Here is a 22,952-nt window from a genome sequence, read left to right as displayed (position 1 = left end):
AGGTTGTTATATAAACCTTAATTTGAGAAATATTTTGAGAACATTTTGAAGCGTGCTGAGGATTGTGCTTCGAATACAAAAAATCCCCGAAATCAGTCAATTTTCGAGGATTCTTGTTAAAAAATGCTAAATGTGGCGATTTTTTGCAGATGCCGGGAAGTTGTTATTCCACGCCGATGCCAAGGCCTCTAAACGGAACGTACCTGATTTGGTCTTTGTTGTCGATGATGACGGCGACACCGGTCAAGAAGTACGGCCAGTGACTTGTAACGTGGTATTTGTAGTTCACGGTTCCGTTGGAAACGTATGCTGTGAACGGGACGACAAAATCGTCGTGAGTGCAGATGACGCGGTACTTGTTCATGGATGCGTAGCCCGGAGCGATGTCTTTTTTCACAATTTCTTCGGACTTTTCTTTGAGGTTGTAGAAGACTTCTGCATAGAGGTTGTCGAATGCCCAGCCCGCAATAACCAAGCGGACGTTTCCTGTGGAATCGTCAAGGAACTTATAGCGTTCGCTGTCTTTCTTGAACCAGCTGATGGAATATAGTTCTGTTGTGTCATGTGGGAACGTTTGCTGCCCGCGACCGATTGCGATGTTGAGGCATGTCTGTTCTGTGCGAACGTAGTTGGTGTGCGAGAAAACAAAGTCTTCAGCGCTGATGAGTTTTTTGCCGACGGCTTGAGCCTGCCTTATGCCATCAGTGGGTTCACCGCCAATGGAATCCGGTTCGCCTTCGTAGTAGGTGAGGGGAGTTTCTCGGCTAGTCTTGCCATCTTCACGTTCGCCATGGCGGATGACGAACACGGCCTTTTCGTTGCAACGGACGCTCTTGAATACATCGGCGATGTCGGCAAGGCCGTTGGTGTCAATGGGGATTGCAGCGACAGGTGTTTCTACGCAGCCTGGGTCGAGCTCAACATTCCCGGCCGAGGAACTGGACTGGGTGGGTGGGACGCCTGCATCCGAGGAACTGGAAATGCCGTCCGGAGCTGTTGCAGAACTGGAGTTTGCGTCTGCGGAACTTGCTGGGAGCTGTTCGGTCGAAGAGCTGGAAATCGTTGATGGTTGGGCCTGATCGCTAGAACTCTGATTAGCGAAATTGTTGAAGGCGGCTGTCGCATTTTCGTCGCCACAGGCTGCCAATAGCGAGGCGGAGAGGATTGCCCCGGTAAAAGCTAAAGAAATGCGGGAAATTTTATGCATTGTGTGAAATTCCTTGTTTTTATCCCTCTAAATCTATTTATGTTGAGGGGTTTCTTCAAGTAAATTTTTTCTAAAAACCTTTAAAAAGCTGCTTTTGGATGATTTGGGGTGAATATGCGTTTGAAAAAGCGCTTAAAAAGCGCTTAAAAAGGCGGGACGTGCATATAAAAAGGTCAAAATGATGCTTTTTATATGTGTTTTATGAATAAATTAATTACTTGCTGTGGTGCATGGTGCATATAAAAAGGCTTTTTGGGGAGTTTTTATATGCATGGAAAACTACCTGTTTGGATAATTGTATGGTTAATTTGTACTAGAATTGTGGAAAAATGCATATAAAACCTGAAAAAAAGAAGATTTATATGCATAGGGCTGTTTTTGAGGGGGCGTTTAACGCAAAAAAACGTGTTTTTTTATGTTTTTGATTCGGCGGGCTTGTCGGAATTGTAATTGATTTCGTTGCGGCGCTTGAGCTCTTTGTTGAGCGGCCAGTAAATGAAGGCGAAAACGATGTAACCGATGAGGAGCACAATCCAGTGGTTGAGTCCGAAACCGATTTCTATGTAGCGCATGGTTGCGAACATGAATGGCCCTGCGATGAGGAAGAGCGGGAGCTGTCTGCATTGGTCGCCGAGCGAGTAACGGCTTTCGTAGCTTACGATGGAATTCATCATCGGGAAGCTGGTGCAAAAACCGCCCATCAAGTGCTTGATGAACATGAGCCCAGAAACGACGCCTGCAATGGCGGGCGCCTTGATGTAAACGGGAAGCGGAGTCTTGTAGCGTACGCCGGCTTTGTACTTTTGCTTTTGGAAGAAAATCACGCCGATGACAAAGTCAAAAATGCAGGCACCGATAAAGTACGTTTCGCCTTCAGGGATGCGCGAATGCAAAAATGTTCCGAGTGCAACGAAAAACGCGAGCCCGGCAATAATCGACGGTACAATTGGAACTTTTACTTTGTAGTGGAGAATGCGTACAATGTGTACGTACAACATGCACATGAAGCCCGAGACTGCATTTTCGGTGCCCATCGGGAGGCCGACGGCGATGTAGGCAAAACCGCAGGGGATGGGGATTGTTGCAGTGACCGCTTTGAGTTGCGGGTCCTTGAGGTAGGCACTCAGGGTACCGAGGGCGGTAACCATAAAGACGAGCAGCCAGTCGTATGCCGAAAAGTGAAAATTTAACGCTTCAAACATCGAGGCCAAAGATAGAAATTTGCAAATTGAAAAAAACGTCTTGGCTGACAGACTCTCTGTGTCATGGCGCTCTGACGTAACGGAATGACGTAGGGGTCGACCGTAGTAACTAGTAACTAATCATTGTTATTTGCTATATTCCGACAAGAGGTTTTATTATGAAAGTTTTGGTAACTGGTGTCGGTGGCCAGCTGGGTCACGATGTGATGAATGAACTTGCAAAGCGTGGCTACGAAGGTGTCGGTAGTGATATCGCTCCGGCTTATTCCGGCGTGGCTGATGGAAGCGCTGTGACCACGATGCCTTATGTTCCGATGGATATTACGAATGCAGCTGCGGTTGCAGAAACCATCAAGAACGTGAAGCCGGATGTGATTGTGCATTGCGCTGCCTGGACTGCAGTGGACCTTGCCGAAGACGAAGACAAGAAGGCAAAGGTCTTTGCGATTAACGCCGAAGGCACGGAAAACATTGCCCGCGTTGCAAAAGAAATCGATGCAAAGATGGTTTACATCAGCACGGACTACGTGTTTAATGGTCGTGGCACTTCTCCGTGGAAACCGGATTGCAAGGATTACGAACCGCTCAACGTTTATGGCGAATCCAAACTCAAGGGCGAGCTTGCTGTGAGTGGAATGCTTGAAAAGTATTTCATTGTTCGAATTGCCTGGGTGTTCGGTCTCAATGGCAAAAACTTCATCAAGACGATGCTCAAGGTGGGCGAAACGCACGATACCGTCCGCGTCGTTTACGATCAAATTGGTACGCCGACTTACACGCTCGATTTGAGCCGCCTCCTTGTCGATATGATTGAAACGGACAAGTACGGCTACTATCACGCTACGAACGAAGGCGGATTCATCAGCTGGTACGATTTCACGAAGGAAATCTATAAGCAGGCTGGGCTCCCGACAAAGGTGTTGCCAGTGACGACTGCGGAATACGGACTCTCGAAGGCCGCCCGTCCGTTCAATAGCCGTTTGGACAAGAGCAAACTCGTGGAAGCTGGTTTTAAGCCGCTCTCCACATGGCAAGATGCGCTGGGCCGCTACCTCAAGGAAATTGGCGTGCTCGCGTAAGAACGGCGCACTTATCGAGTGTGCGCTCTCTTAAGAAAATCTTTCGTACAAGGCGTCTCGTTCCACCGGAACGAGGCCTTCTTTTTTGATGAGATCTTGCATGCGTTCTGGGCTCATGCCCACGGGGACCGTGGCGCCAGCAGCATGCGTGATTTTCTCTTCGATAATCGTACCGTCCAAATCCGATGCGCCGGCGTGGAGTGCCTTCATGGCAGTCTCGATGCCCATCTGGATCCAGTAAGCCTTGATGTGCGGGAAGTTGTCCAAGAACAAACGAGAAACAGCGACCGTGCGGAGGATGTCTTCTTCGCTTGTGATGTTCGGGACAATCTGGTGGAGCGCGTTGTGTTCCGGGTGGTACACGAGCGGGATGAATGCGAAGAATCCCGGCGCTTCGTCTTGCAAGTCACGGAGCATCTTCATGTGCGCGATGCGGTCTTCAATTTTTTCGATGTGCCCAAAGAGCATGGTCGCATTCGTCGGAATGCCGAGCTTGTGGGCGGCGCGATGGACGTCAAGCCATTCTTCGCCGGTTTCTTTGCCCGGACAAATCTTGTCGCGTACACTTTGTACTAAAATTTCGGCGCCGCCACCGGGGAGGGCGTCAAGGCCTGCGTCCTTGAGCGTTGCCATGATCTGTTCGGGCGTCTGGCCAGAAATTTTGGCGAAGTGGCAAATTTCAACGGCGGTAAAAGCTTTCAAGTTTGCGGATGGAAATTCCTTGCGGAGCTTGCGCAACATCTCGATGTAGTAATCGAACGGATGGTCGGGATGGAGCCCGCCAACAATGTGCAATTCGCGGGCGCCTTTGCTAATCGCTTCGGCGGCCTTGTCACGGATGGTTTCGTAATTCCAGTCGTAAGCCGTCGGGCTATCTTTTTTGATGCGGCTGAAGGCGCAGAATTTGCAGTGCAGCACGCACACGTTCGTGTAGTTGATTTGGCGGTTGTTCACCCAGTAAACGGACTTGCCGTGGCGCGCTTCTTTTTCAGCATTGGCGCGTGCGCAAAGTTCATCGAGCGGTGCGTTCATAAATAAATCGAGAGCTTCTTGTTCTGAAATGCGAGACATGCTGTAAATATATTTATTTTAGTTGGTAGAACTTAGAGCTTAGAACTTAGATAATGCAGGAAAAGGGTTTGGAGTTACTAGTTTTAAGTTACTAGTTACTAGAGAATATCTATTATGTGATCTAAAATCTAATTGTTAATGACAAAACAAAAAAGACGCAGATTGAAATCTGCGTCTTTTTAGTAGCGGGGGCAGGACTTGAACGCTGCGACCTTCGGGTTATGAGCCCGACGAGCTACCAACTGCTCCACCCCGCGTCGAGGTTGTCCCATATATAGAAAATTATAATGGATTTGGCAAGAGTGAAAAGCAGAGTATTTTCTATAGTAAGCTTTTTTTATACTTTTTTCGCAGTTTGTGAGCGAATTCGCACTAGACGAATTTTTTCAAAATGTGCTTGCTTGCATAGAAATAATCAATTCCACTGATGATTGTAATGGTGGTGATGATGCCCATCACGACAATCGGGAACTGGTGCCAAATGCTTTCAAATCCTGGAATCAATGCGCGGACCGGATCGATAGCGCCAAGAAGAATCGCGACAATGCCGATGCCTTGCAATGCGGTTTTCCACTTGCCACTACGACGTGCGGGCATCACGAGGCCTTCACTTGCGGCGAGCGTTCTGAGCGTTTCCACACTAGATTCGCGGAAGTAAATCAAAGCGACCATCCACACGGGCGCATAGCCTGTAGCGATAAAGCACATGAAAATCGTCATGTTCGAAATCTTGTCGCTGAACGGGTCAAGGTATTTGCCGAGCGTGCTGACTTCGCCCATCGCGCGGGCGAGCTTGCCGTCCAAGAAGTCCGTGAGCATGAAGCCGAGCACCATCACGAGCGAAAGCACTTTAAAGACGATGTTGTTGTTGCTGTAATCCAGATCGTTATCGTAGAAGAACACCCAAAGGAAAAACGGCGTGAGCACAATGCGGCTCATGGTGAGCTGGCTTGCAATCGAAAGCGGCTTGCGGTGTGCGGGGTCGCGGTAGTACCAGTACGCGTATGCTGCAGTGGATGCGGCTATGAGCAAAATGGAAATGACCATCATAATTTGTTGGTAATTTTCCAAGTTCAGCAAGTATACGCCCATCGTAATTGTGACAGAAAGATTTGCAAGTTTGCTCCAACGGCGCTTGCGGGGGAGTTGTTTGCCTTCGCGGAGAACGCCGAGCGAAAATAGCGTGTGGGCTATCAGTCGTCCAAGCAAGACGGCGCAACCGACGCCAAGAATCTTCTCGGCACTTTCGTTCTGGATCAAGTCGCGGAAGAAAATGCTTGCCATCACGATGAACTGCAAAAATCCGTCGATGGTGTTGAGCCAAAGTCGGTAATAGGGCTTTTCAATTTCCTGGCTCTTGAGCTGGAACAAGTTGACCCATCCCATGATAAGTGCTATGCCTACAAAGGAGCACGCCATCGTGGTCCAGTCTTTCCAGATGAAGATTATGACACAGACAAAGATGAGAGCACGCATGATGCTCCAAATGCGTGACCTTAAACGAACATCAGAAGTTTTTTCTGGTTCTGTCATAAATTATTCTCCAACAGCTGTTTTGCATGGGTGCGGACTGTTTCGGATGTCCCACCTAACATTCTAGCAATTTCTTCGATACGACCGTTCTTGTCGAGGTCAATAATGGACGTAAAAGTCCTTCCGTCCACTTCTTTTTTGCTCACGGCGAGCTGATTTTGGGCTCGACTTGCGACTTGATGCAAGTGGGTGATGGTGAGCACCTGGTGATGTTTGCCTAAATTGCGGAGTGCATCGCCAATGCTGTTGCCTGTTTCGCCCGAAATTCCGGAATCCACTTCGTCAAAAATCAGGAGCGGGACCTTGTCAAGTTCTGCCATGACGCTCTTGATGGCGAGCAGCACACGGCTGAGTTCACCGCCGGAGACTGCCTTTTGCAGCGACTTTTCGCCTTCGCCCGGGTTCGGGGCGAGCAAGAATTCGATGCGGTCGGCGCCGTTTGGTGTCGGGTCCTGCTCCGTGATGCTTGTAAAGAATTTGGCTTTCGGCATACCGAGGCTGTGCAAGATTTCTTGCACGGCCGAGTCAAAGCGCTGTGCCGCTTCTTTACGCTTCTCGGTAAGACTTGCCGCCAGGCGGTAGGTCTCTGCCTTGTGGGCTTCTGCTTTGCGCTTGAGTTCGTCGAGGTCGGCATCGAGATTCTCGAGACTGTCGAGTTCCTGCTTACGTTGTTCGGTGAGCGCGATAAGCCCTGCAACATCGGTGCGGTACTTGCGCTTGAGCTTTTGAATCGTTGCAATTCGAGAATTCGCACGGTCGATTTCAACAGGGCTCATGGACTTTGATGGGCGGAGCCTCTGCAAGTCCTTGCAGATTCCTTCGAACGGGTCTGCGACTTCGACGAGAGCGTTCAAGTCTTCTTCGTAATGCGGAATCTTTTGCGCAAGGCTGCGCAACTTGTACTGAAGGTTCTGGACCTGTTCCAAGATGCCGTTGTCGCAACCGATCAATCCCTGAATTTCATTTAGCAGGTTGTGTTCCGCTTCGCTCTTGCTTGCAACGTTGACTTTTTCTTCAAGCTCTTCTTCTTCGCCATCGCGGAGTGACGCCTTTGAAAGTTCATCGTACTGGAATTTCAAAAAGTCCTTTTGCTGCGCTAGATCTTTAGCGTGCGCTTCAGTCTTTTGAATTTCGGCGAGAACGTTGTTCCAGGCGTTGTAGCTTTTTGAATAGTTTATCAACAACTCGCTATTGCCTGCATATTCATCGAGCATTTTTGCATGCGTGCGGATGTCGCGCAATAAAAGCTGTTCGCTCTGTCCGTGCATTTGGATAAGCGATTCGCCAAGCTCCTGCAAATCCGAGAGGCTAACGACGGAGCCGTTCACGCGGGCGCGTCCCTTTCCGTTTTCAAGAATCTCGCGGCGGATGATGAGTTCATCGTCGTCATCGAGTTCTAACTTTGCAAGAATTTGTTTGACTTCGGGTTCGTTCGAAATGTCGAATGTTCCTTCGATGACCGCTTTTTCTTCGCCAGTGCGGACCATCGAAGCTTGCGACTTGTCTCCGCAGACCATGCGGAGCGCTTTCATGAGGACGGACTTGCCGGCACCAGTTTCACCTGTGATAGCGGTAAAACCTTCATGGAACGGGACGCTTGCCTCGGCAATGAGTGTAAAGCTGTTTATTGTGAGTTGCTTTAACATGATTATTTCTAGTTATTAGTCATTAGTTATTAGTTGTTAGTTGCTAGTTGCTGCTATTGACTACTGACTAATGACCATTGACTAATTCCTATTTTTCAAACTCTATAATACTTCTATAAATAGGTCTGCCTTCTTTCTTGTACTTGCGTTCAAAACCGGTCATAATGCCTTCGGTGGGCTCAGCCGTATTGCGGACAAGCACCTTGCAAGTCGGATAGGCGTCAAATGTTTCAAGCGCGATTTCGTTGTATTCCTTGTGGTCGGTACCCCAGTAGAAAATGCGCTTGCCCGGCTTTAAGCAACGGGCGACTTCATCGAGAAAGTCAGGGCGGAGCAATCGGTTCTTGTGGTGGCGTTCCTTTGGCCACGGGTCCGGGAAGTACATGTGGAACGCATCGACCGTGTTGTCCTTCACCGCATCGCGCAAGAAGTAGAAAACGTCACCGCGCAACATGGCCGCGTTACCTTGAGCGACGATACCGCGTTTTTCCATGCGTTCGTGCGCAAAGGCTGCCCACGTGTAGTCCCATTCGCTACCCATGATAAAGTAATCCGGATGTTTCTCGGCGTAGTCGGTCATGAAGTTGCCCTTGCCACTTCCGATTTCGACTTCGATGTGTCCATTTTCGTTCGGGAACATGTCTTTCCAGGTGAAGTCCAGCTTGTGCGGCTTTCCGTCCGGCGTCTTGATGGGCTTGCGGTCGCCATTCGTGCGGAACACATAATGCCACAGCGCCTTCATTTGCGGGTCCTGACTCAAGTCGCGGTAAAATTCCGGAATCACGACTTCTTTCGGAGCCTTTTCTTCTTCTAAAATTTCGTTGTTGATTTCTTCTGCCATGTTTTTGTTCCTATTAAACTTTTTTCTGCCCGCGCATCTCGCACACTCTCGTCTTTGTACATTTGCTTCGCTTATGTCCCAAATGCTAGGCTCGGTCATATCCATTCAAGCATGTCTGCGACTCTCGCCTTATGCATTTGTTGTCTGTAGGCGCTTGCGCCGTTCTCTCGTCTAGATAAACGCTACGATCCTCTCCTTAAATTTCTCCGGAATGGACTTGTCAAGCATTTCGCGGATGTGCCTTTCGGAATACTTCATCGAGAAATGACTCAAGATGATTTTTTCGCACTTGATTTCATCATCAAGCTCGTTCAGCGCATGTACAATATCTTTCAAGTGGCTGTGGCCCTTCTTCTTGCTCATTGCTTCTTCGCCGTCGTCGAGGAATGTGCATTCCGTAATCAGCACCTTCGACTGGAAAACGCGGCTGTTGTCGAGCAAGCTTTCGCCAAGACAATCGCCCATAAAGCTCACGAGCGGGTCGTAAACTTCACGCGTGATTTCGACACCGTTCTTGCGGAGTTCGATGATTTCGGCGGGCGTTTTCCCGAGGAATTCGTCCTTGAGCTTTTTCTTGTAAAAGTAGAGCGTGCCGCCCATCGCCGGGATGGAATGCTTGACTTCGAACGCTTCGAGCGCGAGATCCTTGCGGTATCTCAAAAATTGCAATTCGCCTGCGGTAACGGGTTCAATTTCCGGGTAGCGGAATTTCGCTTCGCCAACGCCTTCGAACAAAGCTTCAGCCTTAATCCAAGCCTTTGCATTTTCACTCACGCAGTCGGGCATGTAATAAACGCTATCGCGTTCCACGCCCATCATCTTGCGCAAACTGTGGTGACGCATCAGGCAACGGGCATGGTCGCCGTGCGCATGAGTCAGGAATACGTGGTTCAGGGGAATTGCCGAGAGCGGGCATTCGCCCATGTCAATGCAAAAATCCAGTTCTGGAATCTGTATGTACGTCGCAAGGCCGGAAATCGAAAATCCGGAAATGGGCGAGCAGGGCGTGTCGACGTGGATTTGCCGCAGGGCGTTGTGTATGTACTTGTTTTCGTTCACTTTTTTACCGCCCGATAATTTAGCAAATTGCGTTGGATAAAAAATGTCATTTTAGCCTAAAAAGGACCGCGAATGCTAAAAAAAATCCCGGCGTTCGTGCCGGGATTGCGTGGAAAACTTTGTACTTATCGGTTTGATGTGATTCTGTCGAATTCAGCACAAGACATGGTTTCGATGTTCACGCCCATAGCCCTGTTGCGGGTCCTGTCGTTTCCCTTTCGTTCTGGAATGCGGAAGCAGAAATTGTACTTGTTTCCGCGGTCCGTCGGGATGCCCATCTTGAAAATGCGGAGACGTTCAGACCCCTTGGGCGTGATTTCGAAATAGTCGTAGGTGTTTTTGACGCGTTCGAGGCGCTTTTCCTGGCTAAAGTCAAGTTCGTTTGTAATCGGACCTTCAAGGTCGATTGGGAGGGAGTTCTGGAAACGAAGCTCCAACTTGCCGTTCGTCTTGACGATGGACGTTTCGGACGGTTTGATCAAGTAACGCTGTTGAGGAATGTTCTTATACGCAATGTTGTGACGGCTTGCCTTGCGGACTCCGCAAACTTCGCGCATGTCGGGATTCGCGACAAAGTCGATATCGCGGCAAATTGGCGGAAGGTCGGTCGGAACTTCGAGTTCTTCACCGTTCTGGGAGGAGGACGAACCTGCGCAACCTACCAAGAACGATACTGCAAGGAAACAAGATGACAACAAAAATTTATTCTTCATGTCAACAAATATAAGATTATTAAATATAATTGTGAAAATTTTTTTTGAAATGTGAAAAATAGGTGTGTTTTTCTTCATGTAGTTGAATTTTTGTAAAGTTTTATAAACTTTTTAGACCGATTGGAGCCTTTTACCCTTTAGAGATTAAAAAAATATTCTATCTTTGGCGTGAAAATTGAGATTGGGGTCAAAATGAAGATCTACAGCTGGAACGTCAACGGTATTCGTTCCGTATTGAAAAAAGGCTTTGAAGATTGGTTCACGGCGACCGATCCCGATGTGCTATGCCTTCAGGAAGTCCGTGCCGAAAAAAGCCAGGTTGCGGAAATTGCAAGCCGTGAAGGCTATTATACCTACTGGAATGCCTGCAAGCGCAAGAAAGGTTACAGTGGTGTAGCCGTCTATTCTAAAATTGAACCGGATGCTGTCAATTACGGCTTTGATATCGAGGAATTCGATGAAGAAGGCCGTGTGCTCCAGCTCGTGTTTCCGGACTGGGTGCTCAACTGCATCTATTTCCCGAACGGTGGCCAGGGCGATGACCGTCTGGATTACAAGTTGCGCTTCTATGACGCGTTCCTTGAAAATTCCAAGCAGTGGCTCGCCGATGGCAAGCATGTGGTGACTGTCGGGGATTACAACACCTGCCACAAGGAAATCGATATTGCACGCCCGAAGGAAAACGAGAACGTGAGCGGCTTCTTGCCGATTGAACGCGCCTGGATGGACAAGTACGTCGAAAACGGCTTTGTCGATACGTTCCGCACGTTGCATCCGGATACCCGTGATGCCTATTCCTGGTGGTCGAACCGCTTTGGCGCCCGTGAAAGGAACGTGGGTTGGCGTCTGGACTATGGCTTTGTTGATGCCGCCCTCATGCCGAATGTGGTGAGCTCCGAAATCCTGAGCGATGTCAAGGGCTCGGATCACTGCCCGATTTGCCTGGAACTTGAACCGCCATTTTTGCCGATTCCGATAAAGAAATCAGACGAAATGTAATTTTGTAACAACATTGTAAGAAGCTCCGCGCTGGCGGAGTTTTTTTGTGAAAAATGTTGTTATGACCATGTTAATTTTTTATAATAACTTGTATTTACATAAAGTTTATTCTATATTAGGATAAACTTTTAACTTTTTTGTAAGGAAAAAATCATGTTGAAAAATTTTATGTTGGCTGCACTCGTTGTGACTAGTGCTGTCTTTGCAGAAAACTCTACATCAAATGCTCTCGCTAATGTGAAGTTTGGTGCTCATGCTGCTTTTAACTATGGAACAGTTTGGGGTGACAATACGGATAAGTTTAAGTTTGAAGGGGGACCGGGCTTTACAGGTGGTTTTGATGTAAAAGTAGACGTTTCTCCGACTGTGTCGATTATTACAGGCTTGGAATTCGAGTACCGTTCTATTGACTGGAATATTGGGGAGTTTTACAGGAGTATGGCTGCATCACAAGATGTTTATCTTGACCGTGATGAAGAATCCATGATTTCTGGTATGAAATTCGGTTTTTCTTTGGGATACTTGAATATCCCATTGATGGTACGCTTCAATGCTCATCCTCAGATTTTTATTGATGCGGGTATCCGTTTGGGCTTCAATGTAAGCTCTGAAATGGAAGTCTCTGCATATGGAATGTCTAATTCTATTGACGTTCCTAAACAGATGCAAAAGGATATTGACTTTGGTATTGTCGCTGGGGCCGGTTACTCCGTAATGCCGAATTTTGACGTGTTCTTCCGTTATACGATGGGCTTTACGGATATGATTGACGTTGTTAAGATCGCATCTGTAACAGGAGAAGAGGTTGATTACAGCGAAGCTCCGAATGTCGGCTTCAAAAATATGCGCTTCCAAATCGGTGCAACTTTCTGGTTTAACTAATTTTTTGAACTGAACAAAAGAACCCGCACAGTTATATTGTGCGGGCTTTTTTTATAAACGGAATTATTAGTGGGTCTTGATAATCATCCAGGCTTCGTCGAAGTATTTTTCTGCATCCCCCAAGTCCGTGAGGAATACCATGCGGTTAATCTCTTGTTTGTTCGGGTTTATGACGCGGTTGTTCTTGAAATCGTTGTCAATGATTTCTAGGCTTGCCTTGTTGGGAGTTGCGTAGTTGATTGATTTGGCGAGCTTCGCCCCGATTTTAGCATCGAGGATGTAGTTCATAAAAGCGTACGCGCCTTCGATGTTCTTTGCCTTGCTACTGAGCGTCATGGCATCAACCCACATAAAGCTGCCTTCAGTTGGAATAACGTATTGAAGCGAGGAATCCTTGTCGATTGCGTCCATAGCTTCTCCGCTGAATACAATTGCTGCCCAGAGTTCATCGGAAATTATTTTGTCTTTACCGATGTCAGATCCGTCAAAACCGGCGAAGTGCGGGTCTTTTTTGGCCTGCAAAATGCAGTCTACAGCCTTGTTCAGCTCTTCTGGCTTTGAACTGTTTGCGTCGTAACCGTTTGCCTGGAGAGCCATGCTGAGCATAGAGCGGCTTTCGTTGAGCAGGCTGAATTTTCCTTGTGTGTTCTTGGCGTCAAAAAGCAAGGAATAGCTTACGCTGTCGGGGTGCATTTTATTCCCGTGGAAAAGTATGCCTGTGGTTCCCCAAAGATAGGGGAGGCTATAGGTGTTTGTCGGGTCGTAGGCTTGCCCTAAAAATTGCGGTGCTACGTTCACGTGGTTTGGAATTTTGTTAGTATCGATAGGAGCGATAAGCCCGAGGTGCACCATTTGCGGGATAACGACGTCCGATGCGATGATGACATCGTATTTGCCAGAATCCGCTGTTATAAGCTTTGCGATCATTTCTTCTTGAGCTTCGTAAAGTTCCAGCTCCACTTTGTAGCCAGTCTTGTTACGGAAGTCTTCAAGCAATACAGGATCAATGTATTCGCTGTAAATCATTACCGTGAGATTTTTTGTAGACTTTGCATCACCCTGCTTTTGAATGCAGACCGTTATCGCAATTGCCACGAAAAGTGCAATAATGAAGATTATCTTTTTCAAGTTGTTCTCTCGATGCCTAGTAATGATACAATAAACATAAAAAATCTTATCGCATGAGAGCGTTGTTTTTTGAATTTATAACAAAAATCCTGACACTTTGTGTGTCAGGACTTCAGTCACTAATAACTATTGACCAACGACTATTGACTAATGACCAACAACTAACTATGCAAGTATTCAATAATTGCATCGTGAATCGTGGTGAACACGCTGCGGAGCTCGTCTTCGTCTTCTTCCAAAAGCGTCACGCGGAAGCCCTTGAGGTCCGTGCAGAAGCTCGTGCTCGGCACAACGCAGATGCCCTTTGCGCCCAGGAGGTAGTACACGAAGCGGTAGTCGAGATTCGTCGTTTTGCTGCACCATTCTTCGACTTTCTTCTTGATAATCGGATTGTCGATCTTCAGTGTCTGGTGGTTGTTGAGCGTGCCTTCGCGGAAGATGATGGTGTTGTAGAATGCGCCGTAAGTCGGGTTGAAATACAGCTCCGGAATGTCGGAGAGAATTTCATTGATGATGGCGCTCCTGCGTCCAATCTTTTCGTTCAATGCCTTGCGGTGTTCCATAAAACGCTTGTCGCCGAGAACTCGCGGAATCGTCATCTGCGGGAGCGTCGTCGAGCAGACTTCCACCATCTTGGCGTTGTCGATAGCGCGGCAGAAGGCGTCGAACTGTTCGTCCTTGTCGCGGTTGTAGTATTCGGCCCAGCCGCAACGAGCGCCCGGCCACGGGTATTCCTTGGAAATGCCCTTGAGCGCAATGCCCGGGACATCGCCGATGTATTCAGCGAGCGCATAAGCATGGGCGCCATTGTACGTAATCTTGTTATAGATTTCGTCGCAGATGATGAAGAGGCCGTAGCGCTTGGCAATGTCGACAATCTTCTGGAGAATGTCAAGCGGGTAGACCATGCCGGTCGGATTGTCCGGGTTCAAAATCAAGATGCCTGCGATGCTCGGGTTGTACTTGACCTTGTTCTCGAGTTCTTCGAGGTCCGGGTACCAGTGATTTTCCGGTTGCAGGCGGTAGGTAATCGGGGAGGTGTGGGCATGAGCCGCTTCGGCGGAACTGTGGGTGGAGTAAGCCGGTGCAGGTCCGATGATGCGTGTGTTCATCGAGAGAAGGCCGTAGATGGTGGCAATAGCGTCACCGAGGCCGTTGAAGAACAAGATGTCATCGACGTTAATCTGTGCACCGCCGAGCTTGTTGTTTTCTTTCACCAAGAATTCGCGCGTTTCGAGCATGCCCTTGGACGGGCAATAGCCGTAGCTGCGGTTTGTGCGGACGAGGTCTACGACAATGTCCTTGATCCAGTCGGGAACTTGACATTTCTTTTCAATCGGGTCACCGATATTTTCCCAATGGATTGGCAAGCCGAGTGCCTTGAGCTGGTTCGCCTTCTTCACGATTTCACGGATTTCGTAAGAAAGTTCCTTAGCACCTTCGCTCAACAATCTTCTACGCATTTTAGACTCCTATAGCGGTATCGAAAATTCACTTGTTTTACAGCGTAATTATAGAATAATATTTTCGTGAATTCCCGTTATCCTTTTTGGTTTGTGGTTAAAGTTTAGGGGAAATTTTTAGGGTAAAAAAAGGCAGCCTTTTGCGGGGCTGCCTTTGAAACTTTTAATCTGAGTTTTTTGCTTTAAGCTTTACAGATTTTGGTTTCTCTGGACAGCCCCATAATAGCTCGGGCTGCTGCCGGGCTTGCTGCAATCGCTTTCGCTGCGATGAACTGTCCAAAAATCATTTTCACGGCTTCAAATATAACTTCGCACATGCAAAATGTCAATAGCGTTTATAGCCGCCTTCTGTTGGCGGGGAACCGGTCGTAGTAACGCTTTTTGTCTTCGTACATGTGGACGTCGGCTTCGTGCATGGCCGTGCGTATGTCGCCTTCGCCTTTGTTGTAGAAGAACCCTAGCGCAAAACTTACGTTGCCTGGCATCATCGATTTCTCGCGAAGCTTTTCGACTTTTGCTTCGAGCTCTTCTTGTGGCTTGTCTAAGGCGATTATCAAGAACTCGTCGCCGCCGGCACGATAGAATTCGCAACCGTCAAAGGTGTTTCTCAAAATTTGAGAAGCGTCCTTTAGCAGCTTGTCGCCAGCGTCGTGTCCCTGCATGTCGTTCACGGGCTTGAGGCCATTTAGGTCGGCAAAGATGACGCCGAGAGATTTGTGCGGAACTTCTCCGTTCAAGAACTGCGTCACGCGATTGTTCATGGAATTACGGTTCTTGACGCCCGTCAAGAGGTCCATGCTGCTGAGTAGTTCAAGTTTGTTCAAAAGCTGGTAGTTTGCAATTTCGGAGGCTACAAAGAATGCCGAAAGTTCGAGCGTTTCTCTGATGTAGAGCGTGTTTGACGTGTCGAAATTGGTAACCCAGATAAAGCCGAGTGTAACCCCATTGTAATCCAGAGGTAAAAGAACAAGGCTCTTGACATGTGCGCCTACGAGTGAAGCGTACCATACGGGATTGTCCTGACGGATTGTTTCGAAGTCAGCCTTGTTCTTGAGCATCAGACAGTTGCTTCCGTTCAGCGTCTTTTTCCAGGATCTTGCGTATTCGACAAAGTCTTCGGATTCAAGCTCACGGACGGAATGTATGCCGGAGTCTTTCTTTATGGAATCGCTGAACACAGACCAAGTGTTTTCGCAAAAGTCCGTGAGCATGACGCAGCAATAGCTTGCATTGCAAATGGTGCGGATGTCCTCGATGACCTCGTCCATGGTCTTTTGCAGATTTTGGGCGCCGCGCAACTTGACGCAGGTCTTTAGAATATTGCTTGCGGTCTGTGCCGAAATGTTCGACATCGATTCGGCGTTTTCTTCAAAAGAAATTTCTTGTGAATATGTGCAGTACGCTTTTTTCGGGTCGTCGATGGCGAGCGGCATCATGTACAGGTTGATGCTGAAGGTGTAGCGCTCGGGGCGGATGTAGGCGTGTACAGGTTTCTTTTTGATGGCACATTCGTAGCAGAAGTTCTCGAAGTTCAGTTCCTTTTTCATGTAGCGTTCGTAGCATTCGCCCGGTACAAATTTCTGCTTGAAGACGACGTTGCCGTCCTTGTCTTCCTTTTCCATAGAGCGGATATACAGGTCATTGGCGGCCTCGATGCGGATGGTGCCGATTCTGCCATCATCACGTTTTTCGACCGACAAGATGCTTGTCATCGTGTGAAACTTATCTACAATATTTTGCAAATCAATCATTTAACGATACCTGCATTCTGGGTGCCTGTTGTAAAATGCCTTTTTGTCTTCGTACATGAGGGTGTCTGCTTCTCGCATGGCGGCTCGGATGTCGCCCCCTCGTTCTTCGTAATAGAAGCCTACAGCAAAACTGATTTTTTCGGGATCGTCGGAATCCTTGCGGAGCTTTTCGACTTTCTGGTCCAGGATCTCCTTGGAGTCCTTCATGGAAATAATCAGGAACTCGTCGCCTCCGGCTCTGTAAATTTCGGCATTTTCGAATGTCGATTTCAAAATGTCGGCCGCGTTTTTGATGAGTTCGTCGCCAGCGTTATGGCCTTCATTGTCGTTGACAGTCTTGAGGCTGTTCAAGTCCGCAAAGATAACGCCGTAGTGGTTAGGCACTCTTTCACGTCCAGTCAAGATTTTGAGCACGCGGTTGTTCATTGCGTTGCGGTTCTTGACTCCGGTGAGAAGGTCTGTTGAACTCAGCTTTTCAAGCTTCTGGAGCAACTGGTAGTTCGCAATTTCGGATGCGATAAAGTAGGTCGAAAGTTCAAGTGTTTCCTTGATATGGTCGGATTCTTCGGGGGCGAAGTTCGTAGCCCAAATAAAGCCTATTGTCTCGTCGCTGTAGTTGAGCGGGAACAGGGCAAGGCGCTCAATTTGAGCGTACTGCATAGACTGGTACCATTCAGGATATTTTTCCTTGATTTCATTTTTCTCTTGTTCGTTCCTGATGAGCAGGCATGTGCTGCCGTTGATGGCGTCTAGCCACGTTTGCGCATAATTGATGAATGAATCGTCCAGGTAGTCCAATAGCGTGTGGTACCCCGCTTCTGGAGCGGTGTTTTCGCATAACAAGGAACATTTGCGAGCCTTGAAGTCGGTCAGCATGATGCAGCAGTAGTTGGACTTGCAAATTTTACGGATGTCTTCAATGACCTCGTCCATGGTCTTGAGGAAGTTCTTTGTGCTGCGGAGCTTGATGCAGGTCTTTAAAACATCGGAGGTCGTCTTTGTCGAAAGACTTTGAATGGACTCCGTGTTCATCTCGGTTGAGAGTTCCTGTGTGTAGGTGCAGTAGCATTTGAGCGGATCGTCAAAGTCCAGTGGCATGCTGAAAATGTTGAACCAAATATCAAATCTCTCGGGGTGGATGTAGGCATGCATCGGCTTTTTGAGGACGGCGCTACTGTAAATGAAATGCTCGAAGTTTAAATCTTTGGGCAAATATTCCGTATATTCCAGACCGGGGACGAATTTTTTGCCATAAGGCATGTCGATAAGGGAATCGTCGTGCTTTTCGAAGGAGGCGGCGTATGCCTTGTTCCCGACTTCGATGCGCATCTTGCCGTAGCCGTTCGGCTTTTTTTCGACGGACATGATGCAGGTCATCGAATCAAATTGATTGACATATTCCTGTAAATCCATATTTTCTCCTTCGTGGCGTTGGGCAAAAAAAGGCTCAAAGCCATTATAAAAATAATATGAATTCTTCTTTGGGGGTAATTGGTTTTTTAGATTTTCGTTTTTTGTGCGCGAATAAAGGTGATTTTCCTCACGTTTTTCACTTTTTTTTATATTCTCGCCAATGACCCACGATACGCTATTTGACCCGATTCGCAAAAAAGAAGTCCCTGCAACGCCCGAAGAGCATGTTCGCCAGGCAACGGTGCGCTATTTGCTCGATGTGGTGAAGGTCCCCGAGCACCTGATTGCGGTGGAGTTTCCGCTTTCGTCGATTGATGTAAAGACGGCGGACCGCGTGGATATCATGGTGCATAATTTTCGGGCTGGGGCGCCTTTGAACAAGCCTTGGCTTTTGGTGGAGTGCAAGGCTCCGGGTGAATACACGTGGCCCGTGCTGCAACAGCAGCTGAACAAGTATTTGCAAATTTTGACGCCGAACTACGTGATGCTTGCGTTAGGCGATTGTGTGCGCTATTTTGAGCTGGATTCCGTGACTCACCGGTTCAAGAAAATCGAAAGCCTGCCGGTGTTTGGCTAGGGACTGTGCGGAGCTTGTCATCCTGAGCGGGGTGCGCAGCACGAAGTCGAAGGATCTAGTTATTGTACCACGGACAAAACGTCGCCATCGGCGAGGCGAGTCTTGATGGTGTCGCCGCTCTTGAGTTGGCTTGCCTTGCGGATGAACTTTCCGTTTACGTCGAGCGTGAGCGAGTAGCCCTTGGCAAGTGTCGTTTTGGGGTCTGCGTTCTTGACTTTTTCGTTTACAAGCTCGAACTGCGATTTTGCAAGGTCGAGAATCTTGCGGGAACCTTGCTTTAAACCTTCATGGTTACGGTCGAGGCGCTCGTGCTCGGATTTTATATAAAATGCGGTGTCCTTCTTGATGGAAGCGGCCATCAGCACGTGTTTGGATTTTTCGTTCTGGATGAGCCCGAAAACTTTTTGCTGGAGCTGGTTTCCTATCGTGCCGAGTTGCTTGTTGCTTTCGGAGAGGAGGTCGCGGGCACCATCGGCGATGTTTGCCATCGCGTCTGTCATGCGGTTCCAGCTATCCGTCACGCGTTCCACGAGACGCTTCGCGCAATCCGTTGGCGTGATGCACGAGAGGTAAGCGACTTCGTCCAAAAGGCAACGGTCGATTTCGTGGCCGATTCCCGTAAAGACGGGGGTGGGGTAGTTGGCGACCGCACGGCAAAGCGCTTCGCTATCAAAAAAGTTCAAGTCCGTCTTGGCGCCGCCGCCGCGCACAATGCAGACAACATCTAAATTGGGGTCGCTTTGAAGTTGCTCTAGGGCGGCGATAATACTCCCTTCGGTTTCGTTCCCTTGCATTCGCGCATAAACAGTCGACACTTCGAAGGCGAACGGAGAGGCTTCAAGTCGCGTGGTAAAGTCCTTGTACGCGGCGGTGTTTTCACCGGTGATAAGCCCCACGCGGAGCGGAACGTCGGCAAGTTCGAGCTGCTTGTTCTTTTCGAGCAGGCCTTCCATCGCAAGGCGCTTTAAAATGGCGCTCTTCGTCAGGGCAAGTTCGCCAATCGTGTAAACAGGGTCGATGTCCAGGATTTGCGCTTGCAGCTTTCCGTACGGGATGTACAGTTCCGCACGCACGAGAAAATTGACTTTCAAGTCGTGCTTGAGCGTAAACGGCTGCGAAAGGCTAGAAATCTTGGCGAGAATCGCATCGTATTTGGCGGTGTAGCAGTAAAGGGCGAGGGTGGCCTTGGGCTTCACGTCGCCATCGGCGAAGTCTGCAATGCTCAGGTAAACTCCCGACGGTTTTTCCGCAATTTGCGAAATGACCCCGTGCACCCAAACCGCAGGCGTTGATTCTACGGTGTTCTTGAGCGAACGCATGTACTGCGTGACCGAAAATGTGCGAACTTCTTGATCCATTTGATTTTAATTGAGATGTCGTTTACGTTGTCATCCTGAGCGAAGAACCGTTAGGTTCGAAGTCGAAGGATCTAGAACGCGTGGGTTTGACGTTAATTATAATAATAATTAAATTGGTAAAAAAAGGACTCGCCGTGTCGAAAGTTGTTTCAGCAATGGATATGCGTCAGAATTTTGGGACGCTCTTGAATCAGGTCGCTATCAAGGACGAAGAAATCGTCATTGAACGTGCTGGCAAGCCCTTGGCACGTCTCGTGAGCATGAATTCCGCAACAAGCGGCAAGCTCGATTTCCGCGACATTGGCAAACTCCCCAACGACATCTGGAACGAGTTTTAGTTCGAATTTTTGCATTCAGTCTTTCTGAACGTTTGATATTGTCATCCAGCGCTATATGCAACCATCAACAGCCAAGCGCTTTTTATTAAACACAACGTAATTTTACTATATTAACACGATAAAAACTTAAAAATCTTTCGCGGCAGGAGCCGCCGTTATCGCGCTGCTTGCAGCGTGCGGTGACGATGTCACCAACGTAACTGAGGTGAACGAGAAAGCGTCTCTCCAAGTACGAGGTTACGTACCTGGCCACCTGCGCCAAGTACTACGGGTTTTCAGTTCGTTGTCTCAAGGACTCGCCATAGGCTCCATAGGATTCCACTAGCCACTAAAAAAGCTCACCCGAGGTCTACCAAGGACTTCGGGTGTTTTTGTCGAAAACGGAAAAGTTCGAGGATCTGCTGTAAAATATATTTTATAAAAAAATCTTACCCCCCTTAACGAAATTGGGGTAAATTCCTAAATTTGGGTCTCGAATTTAATATGGAGACCTTCAATGTCTGATATTCACGCCAAGGAATCCGTCAAGCAGTATTTGACAGGCGTCGTTTCGACAATCACCCCGGAAATCGTTCGTAGCTTCAAGCGCGGCTACACTCGCAAGGATTTCACTAGCGACTTGATGTCGGGCTTGATTGTTGGCATTTTGGCTCTCCCCTTGGCGATTGCGTTTGCTATCGCTTCTGGCGTGGGGCCGGAACGAGGCCTTTACACCGCCATTATCGCGGGCTTCATCATCTCGCTGTTGGGCGGTTCCCGCTTCCAGATTGGAGGGCCTACAGGCGCATTCATCGTGATTGTCTACGGCATTGTAAGCCAGTACGGTTACGATGGCCTTGCTTCGGCGACACTTTTGGCGGGTATTTTCCTCGTCATTTTCGGTCTTGCTAAATTCGGTGCGATTATCAAGTTCATCCCGTATCCGGTGACGGTCGGTTTTACGGCGGGTATCGCTATTATTATTGCGCTTGGTCAGGTTCCGAACTTCTTTGGCCTTACCTTTGCAAGCGCTGACCCGGCTGACGCCGTGGGCAAAATCAAGCTTTACGTTTCTTCTTTTGGTTCCATGAACGTCTATTCCGTGATTGTGGGCGTTGTCGCGCTCGCGGTCTGCATCTTGTGGCCGAAGATTACCACGAAGGTTCCCGGCTCCCTCATTGCGATTATCGTTGCAACGGTGATGGTGAAGGTCCTTGGCTGGGACGATCCGGTGAACGGTCACGGCGTGGTGACAATTGGCATGAAGAATCACATCCCGAGCGGATTCCCGGTGCCGCACCTCCCGAATATCAGCCTCGAAATGATGCAAAAGGTGTTCCAGCCGGCACTTACGATTGCTATGCTCGGCGCTATCGAATCGCTCCTTTCTGCAGTGGTGGCTGACGGTATGACGAGTACAAAGCACCGCTCTAATACGGAACTTTTCGGTCAGGGTGTCGCAAATATCTTGAGCCCGATTTTTGGCGGTATCCCGGCAACGGGTGCTATTGCCCGTACCGCAACGAACATCCGTAACGGTGCCGTGAGCCCGGTTTCTGGCCTTGTTCACGCTGTCGTTCTATTGCTCATTATGCTCGTGCTTGGCAAGTATGCCGAAATGATTCCGATGGCAGCCCTTGCCGCAGTGCTTTTCCAGGTGGCTTTCAATATGTGCGGTTATCGCAGTGTCATCAAGATGTTCAAGGCTCCGAAGAGCGACGTGACGGTGATGCTTGTTGCATTTTTCCTCACGGTGATTATCGACCTTACGGTTGCTATCGAAGTGGGCGTGCTCCTTGCCGCTGTGCTCTTCATCAAGCGCATGAGCGATGTGGCCGAAGTCGAAGCGGTCTCTTCTGCCTTGAAGGATGACGATGACGAAGCTGCCCGCAATACTCTCGGCCGCCAGGTGCCGAAGGGCGTGCTTGTGTACGAACTTGCAGGTTCGCTCTTCTTTGGTGCGGTGGACAAGTTCAAGGAAACGATGAACCGCATCTCTGAAAAGCCGAAGATTTTGATTTTGCGCATGCGTAGCGTCTCTAGCATTGACGCTGCCGGTATCAACATGATTGAAGACTTGCTCAAACGTTGCAAGAGCGAAGGGACGCAACTCCTCTTGAGTGGTGTGCATGCCCAGCCGGTGGTGGCTTTGACCCGTGCCGGAGTGCTTGCCCAGCTTGGCGAAGAAAACGCTCTCGGTAACATTGATGCTGCCCTCAACCGCGCCCGCGAACTCCTTGGCCTCCCGATTGTGGATGCCTCCCAGGAAGAACAGAAGGCTCCGACCGTGTCTTGGGAAAAGAGCCTCGACAAGCCGTGGATGCCGGAAGAATCGAACGCTGCCGTGGCTGAAGAAACTCCGGAAGTCATTGCCGAACGCATGATGGACGAACCCATCAAGAAGATTGAAGAAAGCAAAAAGTAATAAACGGTGCGCGTCTGCCTGTATACAGTTGTGTAAAAATATTTAAAAAGTGCGTTCCACTTTGGATTAAAATATGTTAAATTAATCTATGTAGAAATAATCTACAGGGATTGAGTTGAAATGGGATACTGGGACGAAAACCATTGCACGGATGAAGATCCGAAGCGGACTGCTTTTGAAGAGTTCGTGGTGAACTTTGTGGTCGCCTTTAGCGGTTGCGCGCTGTTGTTCTTAGTGAACATGATGTAAGACCTTTAAATTTCCCGCTTTTCGCGGGATTTTTTTTGT

20 protein-coding genes and 1 tRNA gene are annotated in these 22,952 nt (G+C 48.6%); 7 read left to right on the top strand and 14 right to left on the bottom strand.

Annotation, left to right across the window (positions count from 1 at the left end):
• Positions 1 to 163: 163 nt before the first annotated feature.
• Both B3A20_RS11745 and B3A20_RS11740 read right to left on the bottom strand, forming a co-directional pair.
• Complete coding sequence (locus B3A20_RS11745; protein ID WP_290765027.1) at positions 164 to 1,207, bottom strand: histidine phosphatase family protein; 1,044 nt, start codon at positions 1,205 to 1,207, stop codon at positions 164 to 166.
• A gap of 413 nt (positions 1,208 to 1,620) precedes the next feature.
• Complete coding sequence (locus B3A20_RS11740; protein ID WP_290765025.1) at positions 1,621 to 2,409, bottom strand: hypothetical protein; 789 nt, start codon at positions 2,407 to 2,409, stop codon at positions 1,621 to 1,623.
• A gap of 158 nt (positions 2,410 to 2,567) precedes the next feature.
• Here B3A20_RS11740 and rfbD point away from each other — a divergent pair, with 158 nt between their 5' ends.
• Complete coding sequence (rfbD, locus tag B3A20_RS11735) at positions 2,568 to 3,488, top strand: dTDP-4-dehydrorhamnose reductase (protein WP_290765023.1); 921 nt, start codon at positions 2,568 to 2,570, stop codon at positions 3,486 to 3,488.
• A gap of 30 nt (positions 3,489 to 3,518) precedes the next feature.
• Here the strand turns inward: rfbD and mqnE are convergent, their stop codons facing one another.
• The 7 genes from mqnE to B3A20_RS11700 all read right to left on the bottom strand — a co-directional run bounded on the left by mqnE (position 3,519) and on the right by B3A20_RS11700 (position 10,351).
• The gene (mqnE, locus tag B3A20_RS11730; protein ID WP_290765021.1) at positions 3,519 to 4,559 is read right to left on the bottom strand and encodes an aminofutalosine synthase MqnE; all 1,041 of its coding nucleotides are present in this window, start codon (positions 4,557 to 4,559) and stop codon (positions 3,519 to 3,521) included.
• A gap of 183 nt (positions 4,560 to 4,742) precedes the next feature.
• Positions 4,743 to 4,816, bottom strand: a tRNA-Met gene (locus tag B3A20_RS11725).
• Positions 4,817 to 4,931: 115 nt separating this feature from the next.
• On the bottom strand, positions 4,932 to 6,092 hold the full coding sequence (pgsA, locus tag B3A20_RS11720; RefSeq protein ID WP_290765018.1) for a CDP-diacylglycerol--glycerol-3-phosphate 3-phosphatidyltransferase: 1,161 nt from the start codon (positions 6,090 to 6,092) through the stop codon (positions 4,932 to 4,934).
• Positions 6,089 to 7,738, bottom strand: coding sequence for a DNA repair protein RecN (gene recN / locus B3A20_RS11715; protein ID WP_290765015.1), 1,650 nt, complete (start codon positions 7,736 to 7,738; stop codon positions 6,089 to 6,091). Before recN ends, pgsA begins: the two co-directional genes overlap by 4 nt.
• Before the next feature lie 88 nt (positions 7,739 to 7,826).
• Positions 7,827 to 8,579, bottom strand: a complete 753-nt coding sequence (gene trmB, locus B3A20_RS11710; RefSeq protein WP_290765013.1) for a tRNA (guanine(46)-N(7))-methyltransferase TrmB — start codon at positions 8,577 to 8,579, stop codon at positions 7,827 to 7,829.
• A gap of 171 nt (positions 8,580 to 8,750) precedes the next feature.
• The gene (locus B3A20_RS11705; RefSeq protein ID WP_290765011.1) at positions 8,751 to 9,638 is read right to left on the bottom strand and encodes an MBL fold metallo-hydrolase; all 888 of its coding nucleotides are present in this window, start codon (positions 9,636 to 9,638) and stop codon (positions 8,751 to 8,753) included.
• Between the two features lie 125 nt (positions 9,639 to 9,763).
• Positions 9,764 to 10,351 (bottom strand): hypothetical protein, encoded by a 588-nt coding sequence (locus tag B3A20_RS11700; protein ID WP_290765009.1) that lies wholly within the window; start codon positions 10,349 to 10,351, stop codon positions 9,764 to 9,766.
• 192 nt (positions 10,352 to 10,543) lie between these two features.
• On the opposite strand from B3A20_RS11700, the gene B3A20_RS11695 reads away from it, so the two are divergent.
• Together B3A20_RS11695 and B3A20_RS11690 are read left to right on the top strand one after the other, a co-directional pair.
• Complete coding sequence (locus B3A20_RS11695; protein WP_290765007.1) at positions 10,544 to 11,350, top strand: exodeoxyribonuclease III; 807 nt, start codon at positions 10,544 to 10,546, stop codon at positions 11,348 to 11,350.
• A 153-nt stretch (positions 11,351 to 11,503) separates the two neighbouring features.
• Entirely contained in the window at positions 11,504 to 12,232 is a 729-nt protein-coding gene (locus tag B3A20_RS11690) for a porin family protein (protein WP_290765005.1), read from the top strand.
• A 66-nt stretch (positions 12,233 to 12,298) separates the two neighbouring features.
• Here the strand turns inward: B3A20_RS11690 and B3A20_RS11685 are convergent, their stop codons facing one another.
• The 4 genes from B3A20_RS11685 to B3A20_RS11670 form a co-directional block, all read right to left on the bottom strand.
• A complete protein-coding gene (locus tag B3A20_RS11685; protein WP_290765002.1) occupies positions 12,299 to 13,360 on the bottom strand; it encodes a polyamine ABC transporter substrate-binding protein in 1,062 nt (353 codons plus the stop codon).
• 161 nt (positions 13,361 to 13,521) lie between these two features.
• Positions 13,522 to 14,823, bottom strand: coding sequence for a pyridoxal phosphate-dependent aminotransferase (locus B3A20_RS11680; RefSeq protein ID WP_173561712.1), 1,302 nt, complete (start codon positions 14,821 to 14,823; stop codon positions 13,522 to 13,524).
• A 335-nt stretch (positions 14,824 to 15,158) separates the two neighbouring features.
• Positions 15,159 to 16,574: a GGDEF domain-containing protein gene (locus B3A20_RS11675; RefSeq protein WP_290764999.1), complete on the bottom strand. Its 1,416-nt coding sequence runs from the start codon at positions 16,572 to 16,574 to the stop codon at positions 15,159 to 15,161.
• Positions 16,575 to 17,987, bottom strand: a complete 1,413-nt coding sequence (locus tag B3A20_RS11670) for a GGDEF domain-containing protein (protein ID WP_290764997.1) — start codon at positions 17,985 to 17,987, stop codon at positions 16,575 to 16,577. It abuts the gene before it with no gap.
• A 160-nt stretch (positions 17,988 to 18,147) separates the two neighbouring features.
• On the opposite strand from B3A20_RS11670, the gene B3A20_RS11665 reads away from it, so the two are divergent.
• Positions 18,148 to 18,564, top strand: coding sequence for a type I restriction enzyme HsdR N-terminal domain-containing protein (locus tag B3A20_RS11665; protein ID WP_290764995.1), 417 nt, complete (start codon positions 18,148 to 18,150; stop codon positions 18,562 to 18,564).
• 59 nt (positions 18,565 to 18,623) lie between these two features.
• Here B3A20_RS11665 and xseA read toward each other — a convergent pair whose 3' ends face one another.
• Complete coding sequence (xseA, locus tag B3A20_RS11660; protein ID WP_290764993.1) at positions 18,624 to 19,922, bottom strand: exodeoxyribonuclease VII large subunit; 1,299 nt, start codon at positions 19,920 to 19,922, stop codon at positions 18,624 to 18,626.
• Between the two features lie 134 nt (positions 19,923 to 20,056).
• Between xseA and B3A20_RS11655 the strand changes: the two genes are divergently transcribed.
• From B3A20_RS11655 to B3A20_RS11645, 3 genes are all read left to right on the top strand, one after another.
• The gene (locus B3A20_RS11655; protein ID WP_254794303.1) at positions 20,057 to 20,260 is read left to right on the top strand and encodes a type II toxin-antitoxin system Phd/YefM family antitoxin; all 204 of its coding nucleotides are present in this window, start codon (positions 20,057 to 20,059) and stop codon (positions 20,258 to 20,260) included.
• A 496-nt stretch (positions 20,261 to 20,756) separates the two neighbouring features.
• A complete protein-coding gene (locus B3A20_RS11650; RefSeq protein ID WP_290764990.1) occupies positions 20,757 to 22,664 on the top strand; it encodes a SulP family inorganic anion transporter in 1,908 nt (635 codons plus the stop codon).
• A gap of 120 nt (positions 22,665 to 22,784) precedes the next feature.
• A complete protein-coding gene (locus B3A20_RS11645; protein WP_290764988.1) occupies positions 22,785 to 22,913 on the top strand; it encodes a hypothetical protein in 129 nt (42 codons plus the stop codon).
• Positions 22,914 to 22,952: the final 39 nt, after the last annotated feature.

Source organism: Fibrobacter sp. UBA4297 (assembly GCF_002394865.1).
In the GTDB taxonomy this organism is placed as follows: Bacteria; Fibrobacterota; Fibrobacteria; order Fibrobacterales; family Fibrobacteraceae; genus Fibrobacter.
Note: the sequence above shows the minus strand (reverse complement) of the source record. Positions and strands in the feature narration are given on the sequence as shown.